Origin of the sequence: Weizmannia sp. WK01, from assembly GCF_025905465.1 — a bacterium.
Classification (GTDB): Bacteria; Bacillota; Bacilli; order Bacillales; family Bacillaceae_C; genus Weizmannia; species Weizmannia faecalis.
On record NZ_CP109616.1, the window covers coordinates 2,600,473 to 2,614,388 of the forward strand.

At 46.4% G+C, this 13,916-nt stretch carries 16 protein-coding genes and 2 pseudogenes; 4 read left to right on the forward strand and 14 right to left on the reverse strand.

Annotated features, from left to right (window positions below):
• Window positions 1-52: 52 nt before the first annotated feature.
• From OF158_RS12510 to OF158_RS12520, 3 genes are all read right to left on the reverse strand, one after another.
• Window positions 53-667 carry a 3D domain-containing protein gene (locus OF158_RS12510; protein ID WP_080738171.1) on the reverse strand — a complete coding sequence of 205 codons (615 nt, stop codon included), beginning with the start codon at window positions 665-667 and terminating at the stop codon, window positions 53-55.
• 256 nt (window positions 668-923) lie between these two features.
• On the reverse strand, window positions 924-1,241 hold the full coding sequence (locus tag OF158_RS12515) for a YuiB family protein (RefSeq protein ID WP_013860119.1): 318 nt from the start codon (window positions 1,239-1,241) through the stop codon (window positions 924-926).
• Between the two features lie 80 nt (window positions 1,242-1,321).
• On the reverse strand, window positions 1,322-2,542 hold the full coding sequence (locus OF158_RS12520) for an NAD(P)/FAD-dependent oxidoreductase (protein ID WP_035184154.1): 1,221 nt from the start codon (window positions 2,540-2,542) through the stop codon (window positions 1,322-1,324).
• A 354-nt stretch (window positions 2,543-2,896) separates the two neighbouring features.
• Here OF158_RS12520 and OF158_RS12525 point away from each other — a divergent pair, with 354 nt between their 5' ends.
• Entirely contained in the window at window positions 2,897-3,892 is a 996-nt protein-coding gene (locus OF158_RS12525; RefSeq protein WP_035184151.1) for an NAD(P)/FAD-dependent oxidoreductase, read from the forward strand.
• Between the two features lie 44 nt (window positions 3,893-3,936).
• Here OF158_RS12525 and OF158_RS12530 read toward each other — a convergent pair whose 3' ends face one another.
• From OF158_RS12530 to OF158_RS12555, 6 genes are all read right to left on the reverse strand, one after another.
• Window positions 3,937-4,239, reverse strand: coding sequence for a hypothetical protein (locus OF158_RS12530; RefSeq protein ID WP_226979844.1), 303 nt, complete (start codon window positions 4,237-4,239; stop codon window positions 3,937-3,939).
• Window positions 4,240-4,268: 29 nt separating this feature from the next.
• Window positions 4,269-5,072: a TcaA second domain-containing protein gene (locus OF158_RS12535; protein ID WP_225620908.1), complete on the reverse strand. Its 804-nt coding sequence runs from the start codon at window positions 5,070-5,072 to the stop codon at window positions 4,269-4,271.
• Window positions 5,073-5,075: 3 nt separating this feature from the next.
• Window positions 5,076-5,765: a DUF5105 domain-containing protein gene (locus OF158_RS12540; RefSeq protein ID WP_080666395.1), complete on the reverse strand. Its 690-nt coding sequence runs from the start codon at window positions 5,763-5,765 to the stop codon at window positions 5,076-5,078.
• Window positions 5,686-6,147, reverse strand: a complete 462-nt coding sequence (locus OF158_RS12545; protein ID WP_051357540.1) for a DUF4352 domain-containing protein — start codon at window positions 6,145-6,147, stop codon at window positions 5,686-5,688. Before OF158_RS12545 ends, OF158_RS12540 begins: the two co-directional genes overlap by 80 nt.
• 579 nt (window positions 6,148-6,726) lie before the next feature.
• Window positions 6,727-7,089, reverse strand: coding sequence for a HesB/IscA family protein (locus tag OF158_RS12550; protein ID WP_013860122.1), 363 nt, complete (start codon window positions 7,087-7,089; stop codon window positions 6,727-6,729).
• A gap of 172 nt (window positions 7,090-7,261) precedes the next feature.
• Window positions 7,262-7,606, reverse strand: a complete 345-nt coding sequence (locus tag OF158_RS12555; protein WP_014097542.1) for a YuzD family protein — start codon at window positions 7,604-7,606, stop codon at window positions 7,262-7,264.
• A 141-nt stretch (window positions 7,607-7,747) separates the two neighbouring features.
• On the opposite strand from OF158_RS12555, the gene OF158_RS12560 reads away from it, so the two are divergent.
• Window positions 7,748-7,984: a NifU family protein gene (locus OF158_RS12560; protein ID WP_014097541.1), complete on the forward strand. Its 237-nt coding sequence runs from the start codon at window positions 7,748-7,750 to the stop codon at window positions 7,982-7,984.
• A 336-nt stretch (window positions 7,985-8,320) separates the two neighbouring features.
• Here the strand turns inward: OF158_RS12560 and yutH are convergent, their stop codons facing one another.
• Complete coding sequence (gene yutH / locus OF158_RS12565; protein ID WP_014097540.1) at window positions 8,321-9,331, reverse strand: spore coat putative kinase YutH; 1,011 nt, start codon at window positions 9,329-9,331, stop codon at window positions 8,321-8,323.
• A 131-nt stretch (window positions 9,332-9,462) separates the two neighbouring features.
• Between yutH and OF158_RS12570 the strand changes: the two genes are divergently transcribed.
• Window positions 9,463-9,966 (forward strand): phosphatidylglycerophosphatase A family protein, encoded by a 504-nt coding sequence (locus OF158_RS12570; RefSeq protein ID WP_014097539.1) that lies wholly within the window; start codon window positions 9,463-9,465, stop codon window positions 9,964-9,966.
• Window positions 9,967-10,089: 123 nt separating this feature from the next.
• Here the strand turns inward: OF158_RS12570 and OF158_RS12575 are convergent.
• The 4 genes and pseudogenes from OF158_RS12575 to lipA all read right to left on the reverse strand — a co-directional run.
• A pseudogene (locus OF158_RS12575) lies at window positions 10,090-10,853 on the reverse strand (TIGR01457 family HAD-type hydrolase).
• 26 nt (window positions 10,854-10,879) lie between these two features.
• Window positions 10,880-11,320, reverse strand: coding sequence for a DUF86 domain-containing protein (locus tag OF158_RS12580; protein ID WP_014097537.1), 441 nt, complete (start codon window positions 11,318-11,320; stop codon window positions 10,880-10,882).
• A 49-nt stretch (window positions 11,321-11,369) separates the two neighbouring features.
• Entirely contained in the window at window positions 11,370-11,648 is a 279-nt protein-coding gene (locus tag OF158_RS12585) for a YutD family protein (RefSeq protein WP_014097536.1), read from the reverse strand.
• A gap of 145 nt (window positions 11,649-11,793) precedes the next feature.
• A pseudogene (gene lipA / locus OF158_RS12590) lies at window positions 11,794-12,717 on the reverse strand (lipoyl synthase); the annotation flags it as partial.
• A gap of 191 nt (window positions 12,718-12,908) precedes the next feature.
• Between lipA and OF158_RS12595 the strand changes: the two are divergent.
• The gene (locus OF158_RS12595) at window positions 12,909-13,892 is read left to right on the forward strand and encodes a M23 family metallopeptidase (RefSeq protein ID WP_014097534.1); all 984 of its coding nucleotides are present in this window, start codon (window positions 12,909-12,911) and stop codon (window positions 13,890-13,892) included.
• Window positions 13,893-13,916 lie beyond the last annotated feature (24 nt).

The following is a 13,916-nucleotide window of genomic DNA, read 5'->3' on the forward strand; positions in this document are numbered from 1 at the left end:
AGCCGTCCGCTTGAAAAAAACGCACAAAAAAAAGCGCAACCGGCATTTTGCGCTATTCTTCCGTTTCCGGTCTAATATATTGCTGCCGGAACACTTGCATCGTTTTGTTTTCGTTCAGTTCAGCCAGTTCCTTTTCAGTCAGGGACCCGTCCCCCATTTTAATAATATACACATCAAGCGTCTGTTTTCCCCATTTCTTGTAAACATCCGAAACCGTTTCAAAATACAGATCGAGCCGGTTCCCTTTTATGGCGGATCCTGTATCGGCCACAACACCGAAATCGTAGCCTGGGATATAAAGGACCGTCCCGATTGGAAAAATGGATGTATCGGCAGCAATCGTTGAATATAAATCCCGTTTCACTTTCACCCCGGAATAGGTGATGCCGTAGCCGGGATGGTCGGGACTTTTCCCGGTCGATTCGGCCCCTGCCGTATACCCCGTTGCTGTCACTTTCTTTTTCGGGTAATTGCTCCAGTCATAGGCATCAAGGGATGGCTGCGGCTGGCTCGCGGCAATGGCGGCCAATCCTTTTTCCAATGCCCGGGCAGGTGCCGCTTTTGCAGCTGCTGCTTTTATCCCCGAAATGGCCTGGAAAGTGGAAATCATTGCCCATATGAACAAAATGGCCATCAATAAGCGGATCATCCATTTTTTCATGTTCAATTGGTTTCACTCCTCTTAGGGCTATTGTTTCCCATGCCGTTACAAAATATGCGGGCATATTGGCAAAAAAACGACTGATCCGCCTGCCATTTTTTCGCGACAACTTATTCCGCCCACTCTCTGTTCTGAAAATGGCTCTTCCAAAAAGCGCTGGTTGATGTGCATTTTTTAAACGCTTTATCCGGGAATATTTGTGCCGGCTTTTGCCGGTCCGCCTCCAATTTGAAGGCAAAAAAAAGCTGCCCTCAAGGCAGTTTTAAAACATCCGGTATCCGTTTTTCCGGAGCGCTTTTATCGCAACACCAGCCAAAAGTGCCCCCGCAAGGCCGCTCGATAACACGAGGGCATCAGATAAATGGATGGAGCTAAGATGCTCCCCAAGTTGCCGGAAAGCCGTCCCGGGATCGGTAAAATACCGGGAAAAAGCGATCCGGTCAATCATCGAAAGCGCAATGACCGGGTAAATAAAACAGAGAATCCAGGTCATCCGCAAAAGCATATTGGCAATAAAACCGATACCGAAAAACAAAACAAGAAAAAGGACCATCGAAATAATCAATACCGGTATACTCATAAGCCCCTCCGCATCCCCGTTGTACATCCAGTTTACTGAAAAAACCGAATTTCGTCAAAAGTAACGCGATAATATTTTTGCTATATAAAATTAAATTTTCCTTTCTTTAAAACAAGCCTCGTGCCGCCGATCATAAACAGGGCACGGTCATCCACGACTTTTTTCATAACAGAAGCAGAAGTGCCTTTCAGCTTTTTGCCAAACACAATGCCGATCGCATTGTCTTCCCCAAGGGAGCAGACGGTGCCTTTGTCATTAAAAGTGAAAGCTTCCAGGCTTTCTTCACCGTGGATCTTTTTCAGGAGGTTCCGTGCGCATACTTCCCCATGCTGCATCGCCATCTGCGCTGTCGGCGGGTACGGGCGGTTTGTGTCCTTATTGATGATCAGCGCACAGTCCCCAATTACAAAAACATTTTCATGCCCCGGAACGGTCAAATCCGGTTTGACTTTCACCCGGCCGCGCACCGTTTCAAACCCGGACGCATCAATCACGCTATTCCCGCGCACACCCGCGGACCAGATGACGGTGCCAGACTTGATTTCGTACGGCTCTCCGCCTTTTTTGCAGGCCCATACCCCGTCTTTTGTTGCTTTTTTAACCGCCGTACCAATATGGAACTCGACACCTTTGCTTTCCAAATACGAAAGGGCATAATCGACAAGTTCGCGGTCAAATTGCGGGAGGACGACAGGATTGGATTCAATCGAAACGATCCGCACTTTATCCCGCTGGATCCCGTATTCTTTGCAAAGCGCCGGAATCCGGTTCACCAGTTCGCCAAGAAACTCGATGCCGGTAAAACCCGCACCGCCGACTACAATGGTGAGACGGTTGTCATCTTTATCGAGTTCCCTTCGATAGGCATCGAACTGGCGCTCAATATGTTCCCGTATTTTTTGGGCAGCGCTTACATCTGTAATCGAAAAAGTATGCTCTTTCAAGCCTTCGATTCCGAATGTTTCCGCGTTGGATCCAAGTGCAATGACGAGATAATCATATGGTAACACTTCCCCGCCTTTTAACTCAACTGTGTTCGCGTCTTTTTTTATCCGCTTGACTTCCGCCTGCTTAAATTGCACTTTATTCTTATTTAAGACGTTTTGAATCGGGTAGTGGACCCGGTCATGGTGCAATGTGCCGGCGGAAGCTTCATGAAGCCATGTTGTTTCGTAATGGTAATCATTTTTGTTCACAAGTGTGATGTCCGCTTCCCCTTTTACAAGCTGTTTTTGCAGCCGCGTCACGGTCATGAGCCCGCCGTAGCCGGCACCTAGTATCACCACTTTCGGTTTCTCCATTTTTCTCACTTCCATCTCTTTATTTTGGACAGGCCGGTGCCTGTATGACAACATCATCCATTATTTGTGATTTTATTCACGATAATTGACACGTCAAATTTGTCACATGATTTCCATCAAATTGTCACAAAAAATACATATTCTCCACTTCAATCATATGCTTTTTACCCGCTATTTTCAATTGAAAACTGTACTAAAATAATAATAAAAATATTCTAATATATCACATCGCACCACGAAATTTTTCCGGACGCATGAATACCTACCTCCTTGCCTCATAGAGTTTTTTTGCCTGTGCGCCTGTCCCAAAATGTGCTATGATGAAGGAGAATGAAGCGTATTGGAGGGGTTTCGTTGAAGGAAGATCAAACCGTTTATGATATAACCGTTATCGGGGGCGGGCCGACCGGCTTGTTTACAGCATTTTACGCCGGATTACGGAAAATGTCCGTAAAAATCATTGAAAGCCTGCCACAGCTTGGCGGGCAGCTGGCTGCGCTTTACCCTGAAAAGTATATATACGATGTCGCCGGTTTTCCGAAAGTGAAGGCGGCTGATCTTGTAAATCAATTAGAAGAGCAGGCCTCCATGTTCCAGCCGGTGATCTGCACGGGCCAGTCCGCAGAAAAGCTTGAAAAGAATGAAGACGGCATTTTTACGCTAACAACTGATAAAGAAATCCACCATTCCAAAGCGGTCATCATCACTGCCGGTGTTGGTGCATTCCAGCCGCGCCGCCTCGAAGTTGAAAATGCTGCACAATACGAAGGAAAGAATCTGTTTTATTTTGTGAATGATATGGACCAGTTTGCCGGCAAAAGTGTTGCCATCCTTGGCGGCGGCGATTCCGCGGTTGACTGGGCGCTTATGCTGGAACCGGTTGCCGAAAAAGTGACGCTCATCCACCGCCGGGACAAATTTCGTGCCCATGAACGTACGGTGGAACAATTGAAGCAATCGCGCGTTGAGATTAAAACACCGTTTGTCGCGAGCGAAGTGATGGGTGATGGGGAAAATATCTCCCGGCTTATGATTGAAGAAGTAAAAGGCGATGCGAAAGAAGCGCTTGATATTGATGCCCTTATCTGCAATTATGGCTTTATTTCGTCACTCGGCTCGATTAAAAACTGGGGCCTTGAGATTCAAAAAAATTCCATTGTCGTCAACTCCAAAATGGAAACAAATATCCCAGGCGTTTACGCAGCCGGCGATGTTTGCACGTTTGAAGGTAAAGTGAAGTTAATCGTAACGGGGTTCGGGGAAGCCACCACAGCGGTCAGCAACGCGAAAACGTATCTTGACCCGAAAGCCCGCGTCCAGCCGATGCACAGCACTTCGCTGTTTGAATAAGGAAAAATCAAAATCCCGGATGGCTGCCCAACCGGGATTTTTGATTAAATATTGCTCTTATCGCCGCTCCGGACCCATTTCAGGACGGGGGCATTTTTTTGTTTCAGTTCTTTTTTGTTCTCCCATGCACTGCTTTCTGATCCATCCGCTTTGGCGTCTGCCGCATCATCCACGAGCCATTTTTTTGAATTCTTGTCATATTTAAGCGTATATTTGCGGAGGGTCTTGTAGGAATAGTCCTCATAATTTTTTTCTCCCGTATATTTGATCTTTTCGTTATAGGAAACGAGTGCTTCAATTTCCGCTTTCCAGTCTGCATCAAAATGGTTGATGCTCAGTTCATCCATATTTACGACGGAACCCAAATACTGGGAAGTCACTTCTTTACATAATCTTTAATGGCTTCAAACTGCGCCTGTTCAAGTGAAAAGTCTTCCTTAAAAGAATCGGTCGCGTTTGAAAGCTTATTGGCATCCAGTCCGGAAGTCGTATATACGCTTAGATCCTCGTTGAACTTGCGGATCGCCTCCAAAATCCCTTTTTGTACGTTTTCGCTTTTTTGGGCAAGGCGGCTGTCATCAACAATCATGCTGACTTCGGAATTTCCCCATAAATCCTTTTTCTCTTTTTGGAAAAAGGTTCCCAAACTGTTTTTTACCGTTACATTCGTTTGGTAAGTTCCGGGCAAAAGTGGGCCGTAAGTATGACTTTCTTTTTTTTCCGGAACTTTCATATTTCCGATTGACACATTAAGCTGGTCGTTGTCGCTTTGCCCGGTCACTTTTAAGTGGACGGTCTTCACTTTCAGCTTATAGTCGGGGAAAAATCCCCATTTCTTTCCGTCTTGAACGAGGCTGATCTGCTGGTTCGTTTCCGCGTAATTTTCGTCCTTTATTTGGTTATGAATGCCATCTCTTATCACCTGATAACTGTTTGCATTGGTTTTTAAATACCGGATCATGGCCTGAAGGGAAGTATTGTTCACCAATGCATTCGGATTGTCGGCAACAATCAGCCCTTCCAGCTGCTTCGTATCCTTTGTTTTGACCGCATTCTCGAACTTTTCCAGTACCCGGTCAGGTTTTGAAGCCTGGGAGAGCGCGATCCATATAACCGCAAGTACAACAATCACGGCTGCAGCTATGGCAATCAGCCATTTATGTTTCGTGAGTTGCGCCATAGGTTAATACACCTCTCCGCCTGCAAAAGCTTCTTCCAGCTCATTTGTATAGTCATTCTCCTGCCAAACCGTCCATTTTCCGTCTTTTTTCACCATGGAAACTTCTGCCGGGTCTTCAGCTTCTTTTGGTTCCATGGAACTGACAATGGAATCGAATTTGGAGAGGGCATATTTTTTTGCTTTTTCTGAATCGTAATTTTCGCTGTTATCCAAATATTCATCTGCATATTTTTCCACTTTTTCAGAAATATCGTCCATAGAAATGGTGGAATAGGTCAACTTTACGACCGCTTTATTTTTGTAGCTCGCAACGGCTTCCGCATCCAGTTTCGCTTTTTCGGCAGCGGCCGATTTGTAGGCTTCATAATACTTTTTCATATCTGCATCTGATATATCATCGGTAATATTGTCGTTAAAGGCTTTTTTAAAGGTTTTATACGCATCTGTCTGGACAGCTTCCTTATTCTCTGAAACATATTTTTCATAATCGGCATTGTCCTTGTTTAAATAAATGGTGTCTATATATGCCTTTAACGCTTTTGCCTGGTCCTGCAGGGAATCGTACGATTTACTGTATTTTTTGGTATCCAGCGCAAGTTTCAACTCGTCACTGTCATCCCCGCTTTTTTCCGTAAACGGCTGGATGCCCAATGTATATGTTTTGCCTTTTTTTACTTTTACCAGTACGGTCATCTTTTTTTGTATTGCCCGCCCCGATACTGCCGCCGCGTGAAGTGCCCATATCGAGCCGGGTGCTGTATATGTCGTCTTCTATGTTCACTTCTTCGTTGCCATCGTATAATTTAATATTGCTATATGGAGAGATATGGACCGTATCCGAAGACACATTTTTGATCTTTAAGTCAACGGCCAGGAGGTCTTTCTCACCGTCTTCCGAAACATCCGCATCGTCATCCTTCAACAGGGCATAGGACGCGTCTGTAATTGAAGCTTCAATTAACTTGTTTTTATTGGAAGATCCCCCTTCCGCTTCTGCTTTTTTATCTGATTTCCCGCAAGCAGCCAATCCCCATACCAATGCCAGAACAACAAGCAGCACATGCCATTTTTTCACTGCAGTTTCCCCTTTCCAATCTTCATTCTGCAGCTGATAAATCGCAGAATTTCCTTAACTTTTTATCGAACCCGGGGTACGGTTTTTTTATGTATAATGCGGGTAAAGGAATACATAACGCAGCTTCCCCCTCGACATTCCTTTCTCCCCCATTATGCAAGGACCAAGTTCCCTTCCCCTTTTTCCGAAAAATCCGGGCAAATGAGCAGCTAAGGTATATCTACCCTTTTTTCCATGAATAAACATATTTACGAAAAAGTATTTTATTTTTAATGACTTTGTAAAAAGTTGTGGCTTTTTAGCGCAAGGAAGGCGTTTATAAATGCGGATGTACAAACAGCGAAGGAAATTGGCGTGCCCGGACAGGAAGAAAACCGGAAGACAGGCGCTGGCTGGATTTTTTGAAAAGATTTTTGTGAGGCTTGCGAATGAAAGGGACTTTGCCAAAAAGGAGCTTAAATCAATTCAGCAGCGCAAAAGCCCCGCCTGTCATTGGCGGGATATCCTGCGCTGCTGCAATGAAATGGGAACCTTGCTGGCGTATAAATATCCTGTTTTTGCAGCATCACTTTAAATGCTTCAGCATTTTTCCGGTGTGCCGGCTTTTGTTTTAGTTTTAAATGAGGAGCCGCATCCGCAGGTGACAATCGCATTCGGATTATCGATCGTGAACCCGCCCCCTAAAAGCGACTGCTTATAATCGATGACCGTGCCGGTTAAAATCGGGGCGCTCTCATGATCGACGAGAATCCGGATGCCGTGCTGTTCGCCGACCGCATCGCCTTCTTTGATTTCGTGGTCAAGCGACAGGCCGTACGACAGGCCGCTGCAGCCCCCGCCGTTTACAGACACACGAAAATATGCGTCCTGCTCATCGTTTTGCTCCATCATGTCTTTAATTTGAAACGCAGCTGCTTCTGTAAGATGAATCACTTCACTCATTTTCCGAACCTCCTTTCCTTGATTATAACCATTTACACCGTGCAAAACAATGATTGCGTATCTCCCGGGCGCCGGGCAGTCTTAAAATGCGGGCTGCTTTATTTTAAAATTGCATTGCAACTCGAAAAATTCAACAAAGTCGCTGCTGTAAACGTTTTTTAATGAAAAATTTTTAATCGTGCGCTGCAAACGCATTTTCCGGGATATAGCCGTATTGCTCCATGACCGCATAAATTTTCTTTAGCCTTGGATTGCCTTCTGCCACCGGCTCGCCTTCAATGACAACAACCGGGTAAAACAGATCTTCATCCATCACTTTTTGCGCAAAAGCACGCACTTTTTGATCATCACCGGGTGCAAAAATATCGATATACTGGATGTCAAACGGCTGGCCCGGGTATTTCCGCGAAAGTGCTGCTTTGAGCCATTCAAATGTATCTTTAGAAGACGGCGCACCGACGCAGCTTGCGCATATTTGCTCCGCCCCGTAAACTTGAATCGTCACTTTTTTCTCCATCAAACCCGCACCTCTTCCGGGGATTTCTTATTCATATTGTACACAACAGCTTGCAAAAAGGAAAACACTATATCCCGTTTTTTTATGATAGATTTTTCTTGTAATCCTGTTTATAATGAGAAGTAAGAAAGGAGCGATCATATGCCTGCAGATACAATTACAGAACAAGTTCAGGAAGTATTGGATAAATTGCGCCCGTTTTTGCTCCGTGATGGCGGCGATTGCGAGCTGATCGACGTGGAAGACGGCATTGTTAAACTCCGCCTTTTAGGGGCATGCGGCAGCTGCCCGAGTTCCACGATCACGTTGAAAGCCGGGATAGAACGCGCATTGTTTGAAGAGGTTCCCGGCGTTATGGAAGTAGAACAGGTTTTTTAACGGGCAGTACGCGGTTTCCTATCAAGGAACCGCTTTTTTACTGGAATAAATTTTACTTGGACGGGATGATTCTCTGGTTATTCACGCATCCGTGCTTGCCTTCACTACGGTCCGGCCCGGCATTCGAAACCTGGCCCGAGATGTGTTTCAAGTGCTTGCTGTCCTTTTCTACAAGGAGCCACATTTTTATTGAATATCTGCATGGTGAATGGTTTTCTGAAATGCTCACCATGCCTGACATCCACACTTGCCTTCACTACGGGCCGGGCTTCATTCGGAAACCTGACCGGAGATGCGTTTTAAACTAGCCGGCCTTTTCTACAAGGAGCCGCTTTTTTATCGGGCTTTGAGCCATGCCACCCTGGGAATATTGTATTTTCTTATCGGAACTTCCGAGAGCTCATAAAATTCAGCCAGAAATGCTTCGTATGCTTCTGCCCCCCGTACAATTTTCCAAAGCTGTTCCTCATGCATTTTTTGTTCTTTTTCGGACCGGGTGAGAAAATAGGTTTCTACACATTCAAAATAGTGAAGGGGAAACAGCAGGCGCGCGAAAATGAGCCGCCACGAAAAAGGCGAAAGCGGCGAAAGCGAAACATATTGCTGCAAAAACGCGCGGACATCAGGGCGGAACGTGTGTGTTTTCTTAAAATACTGCGCGCGGATCCACTCGGCAATATCCCTGCCTGCGTGGTCAAACACCCAGTCAAACGGGTGGTGGATGATAAATTTCCGGCCCCACGTTTCGTTTGAAAACCGTTCATGGCAAATGGTGCCGGCATCTCCCGGGCCAGGCGCCTCATCCATTTCCGTATCGACGACATACTGGATCGCATTTTCACAAAGCCCCATGTAATAGGGAAACGTTTCGGCAAACAGGCGTTCAAACGGGTGGTCGGGGTGCTCTTCTACTGTTCGGTACCATGCCTTTTCCATTTGTTCAAGGCGCATTTCCCAGTAATTTTTCCATTCGCCCATCCGGTTTGTTTCCGTTATCGTGGCGGAAAGCGTGCGGCCGCGCAGGTGGAATTTCGCAAGTTTCCTGCCCGTGCGCATATTTCCGGGCGCTTTTTTATAACGGTTTTCCAGTAAAACATAATCGCTATCCCCGTCTGTTACGAGAAATTTCTTTTCTTTAGATGGATAAAAGGCGGAAGCATAGCGGTCGCCATTCGTCACGAGGTGCCGGGACATTTCATATAATTCAACAAGCACATTTTCTGAAACATTTGTCACGGGAACGAGCGTATAAAGATTACCGTTTGCTTCATAGCGGACCTGTTTTCCGTCAAAAAAAGACTGCCCGGCGTCAATGCCGTAATATTTTTTCAAAATGGCTTGTGCCATCATCTTCCCTCCCCAAAAAATGCATTGCACTTTCTACATTATATGTGAAGGAACGTGTATTCTTGCTTGATCTCATAAAATCCATTAGAATGATCATGCTAAAGAAAATGTCGAATAATTGAGGTGAGAACATGGAAAACAAGAAAAATATGGATGTGTCAGAACAAATTGCAAGGCAGCGGCTGAAAGAACGGGGCGTAGAATTGGAAGATATTGCGAAACTCGTCCTGTATTTGCAAGAGAAATACTTTCCGGAAATGACGCTTGAGGATTGCATGGAAAGTGTCAACGCCGTTCTTTCCAAACGAGAAGTGCAAAACGCCATTTTAACCGGGATCCAGCTGGATGTGCTGGCGGAAAAAGGGATGCTTGATGAACCGCTGCAAAGCACGATTGCGGTCGATGAATCCCTTTATGGTATTGATGAAATTATGGCTTTGTCGATTGTAAACGTGTACGGTTCGATCGGTTTTACCAACTACGGTTATATTGACAAACAAAAACCGGGCATTTTGGCAAAGCTCAACGACCATTCCGACGGCTCATGCAACACGTTTCTCGATGATATTGTCGGGGCCATTGCCGCTGCAGCCGCAAGCCGCCACGCACACAGAGTGGCGCACGTGCAGCCGTAAAAACACGAAAAAAAGGCAAGATACGTTTTTGTATCTTGCCTTTTTTCGATATTCGTTTTCCAAACAAATCGGACTTTACAACAGGCGGGCATATGGAGCCTTCCTGATTTGCACCCGCGCTTGTCACACTTCCCACTGGTCAAGGGAATCAACCGTATAGGTCGGCAGGATTTCTTTTGTCTTCAACATTTCCTTCGTCGTTATGCCGGTATGGACGAGCAGGGTGTCAATGCCCGTGCGGATGCCCGCCAGAATATCGGTATCGTAATTGTCCCCAACCATGATCGTCTCTTCTTTTTCGAACCGAGGTATTCAAGCGCCTGCTCGGTAATGATCGGTTCCGGTTTGCCGATAAAGACCGGCTTGGTTTGGGTCGCAACCGCAAGCACCGAGGTTAAAGCCCCGTTTCCTGGTAGCAGACCGCGTTCAGTCGGAAGCGCAATATCGGCGTTAGTGGAAATAAATTTGGCCCCGTTCCGGATCGCAATGGCGCCGAGGGCGAGCTTTTCGTAAGTAATCTCCCGGTCAATGCCGAGCACGACATAATCGGGGTGATCGGATGTGATCGTAAAACCTTTTTCTTTGATGGCCGTTTTGATGCCTTCTTCGCCAATCACATATACAGAAGCATCCGGCTTTTCATCATAAATAAACCGGGCGGTCGCCATGGATGTCGTAAAGACCTGCTCCGTTTTTGCCGGGATATCGAATCCGCGCAGTTTTTCGGCAACCTGTGCCGGTGTTCTCGAAGAATTGTTTGTAACAAATAAATACGGAATCCCTTTTTCCTGCAACCGGCTGACAAAATCGCCGGCTTCTTCTATTTTTTCCGTTCCGCGATACATGGTACCGTCCAAATCAATCAAATAGGCTTTATACTTTTTCATGCTGAAATTCCTCTCTGTTTCGTTGCTTATTCCCCTTTAAAAGCGTTGACCGGGCCGAGTTCGTTTGCCAGGTAAGTGCGCACATCTTCCGGAAACCGTTCAAGCGCCTTGAAATTAGCCGCAAGCACTTCCTGAAGGGTGCCGTAATCCAGATCCATATACCCCCGGACAAGCTGCTTCCTGAGCGCGATGACAGCCGTCAGCTGCTTTGCCGATTCAGCGGAAACCACATTTTCATCTTCCAAAATGTCAATGATGTCTTCGTAGCTCCCCGGATCGCGCATAATAAACCCGTCAATGATCGCGTTTCCGACATCCAGAACCGATTCGATGACGGTTTCTGCAATTCTTTCCAAAGCAGCCTTTTCGATTTCCGTCTGCCAGGCCGGCTGCGCTTGAAACGAGGCAAGCCGTTTTTCCATAAATGACAATATCCCGTTTATTTTTTCACGATCGACAAAATACATCCTGTCACCTTCTGCCTAAAGTTTATCAAATGGCGGTGCCGGGCAAAACTTATTTGGCAACGATTTTCTTTGCGACAAAATAGGCACAGCCGAAATTGCAGTATTCATAAAGATATTCCGTGAGTGTACTGATTCTGGTGTCAAAAGTGGATTTCGGATTTCGGTCATCAAAAAAACCGCGCAGCCGCAGCTGTCCGTAACCCCAGTCGCCGACAATATAGTCGTACTTTTCCAGTATTTCACTATATCTGCTTCGGAATGCTTCTTCATTGTAGCCATTCCGGTAATTGGCAATAATCTCGTACGTATGGCGGTGGATGGTGACCAATTTCAATTCCTCCATTTTCCCCGTGTGCCTTCCTGCCTTATTTTATTATAACGAAAAACCGCCCAAATTCTAAGCGGAACGCGAAAAATTTTTTCAGCCCCATTGAACGGAAAAACTGCGCCCATTAAAGTGCGCAGCCCGTTTCTCAAATTTTTTGCGTCTGTTCCACGTTCCCTAAAATATGCTTTGCTTTTGCAGCGGCACTGACCTGTTCATCCGCATGGTATGAAGAGCGGACAAGCGGACCGGATTCGCAGTGGCTGAATCCTTTTTCAAGTGCAATTCTTTTTAATTCGGCAAATTCATCTGGATGGTAATATTTGACCACTTTCATATGTTTTTTCGTCGGCTGTAAATATTGCCCGAACGTCACGATGTCCACATCGTTGGCGCGCAGGTCATCCATCGCTTCCGCCAATTCTTCCATCGTTTCGCCGAGGCCGACCATAATGCTTGATTTAGTCGGAATCTCCGGCTGCATTTCCTTTGCCCGCCGCAAAAATTCAAGCGACCTGTCGTACGTGGCGCGGGCGCGGACCCTTCTTGTCAGCCTCCGGACGGTTTCAATATTGTGGTTTAAAATATCCGGTTTTGCATCCATCAATGTTTTTAAACTTTCGTACCGGCCCTGCAAATCGGAAGGCAGCACTTCAATGGTGGTAAACGGGTTCATGCGGCGGATCGCTCGGATCGTTTCAGCCATCACCGCTGCACCGCCGTCTTTCAAATCATCACGGGCCACCATCGTCACAACCACATGCTTTAAGTTCATTTTTTTCACCGATTCAGCAACCCGTTCCGGTTCCTGCCAGTCGAGTTCGGACGGCAGCCCGGTTTTTACGGCGCAAAAACGGCAGGCGCGTGTGCACGTATCGCCCAGAATCATGAAAGTCGCAGTCCGCCTTGTTCCCCAGCATTCATGGATATTCGGGCATCTCGCTTCTTCGCAAACCGTATGTAAGTTTTCCGTACGCATTAATTTCTTCAGTCCGGTATAATTTTCATTCGTATTGAGCTTGATTTTCAGCCATTCGGGTTTCCGCAAAATCTCTTCCTGTTTGTTCATTTTCCATCTCTCCCACCGGGTTCGTTCTCTCTCACTTTACCACATTCGTCCCTTTTTTGAAAAGAAAACGCCACCGGTTTTTCCAATATTTAATATTGATGAAAATCCGCTTCTCTTTCCACAATAAGCGTAAGAGGATTTTCATATTGCGGTTTTTCTGTTTCGACAACATTGATAGAAAGAGGGTTTTCGCATTGCGGTTTGTTTTGCTTTTCTGCCTTGTAACAGGGCTTTCATTTTCTGCCCTTCATGCCCAAGCAAAAGAAATATCCGATAAAGAAATGTACAAAAAACGGATGGAACTTTATCAGCATATGGAGGCATTTACCCAGATTCCGTGGTACAATTTGGCAGCCATCGACCAGTATGAACGGAGCATCCGGTTTGTCCGTTCCGACCTACCGAAACCAGCCGGCCTTATTTCCATTTATTTTCCCCCTGAAAAATGGTCCGGGCTTGCCAATCCGAACCACAATGATACCCATCCGCTTTCGATTGCGTTTTTCGGCGGGATCGGAAAGGACGGGAACGGGGATGGGAAAGCTGACCGCAACGATGATCTTGACGTGCTTTTTACACTGAGCGAGTATTTGTTGCGGTATGGAACGGATGATGATGACTTTGAAATTGCGCTGTGGCATTATTACAAACGGGATAAAGCCGTACAGCTGATCACGGAAAAGGCGAAGATTTACAAGACATTCGGCACCATTCAGCTGACAGACAAGGCGTTCCCGATCCCGCCCGGATACAATTACAGCTACCGGAGCACATGGGGCGACCGGCGCGGCTGGGGTGGCCGCCGTATCCACGAAGGGACGGATATTTTTGCCGATTATGGCGTCCCGGTACGCGCGACTTGTTACGGGGTGATTGAATTGAAAGGGTGGAACAAGTACGGCGGCTGGCGCATTGGCATTCGTGATTTAAACAATTCGTATCATTATTTTGCCCATTTAAGCGGTTATGCAAAAAATTTACATGTCGGCCAAGTCGTCAAACCGGGCATGTTGATCGGCAGCGTTGGCAGCACCGGTTACGGCCCGCCCGGCACATCCGGAAAATTTCCGCCGCATTTGCATTATGGCATATACAAAGACAACGGCCGAAGCGAATGGTCTTTTGATCCTTACCCGTCCTTAAAGAGATGGGAATTACTTGAGAAACAGCGGAAATAAGGAACGCTGGAGCGAGCGCAGCGC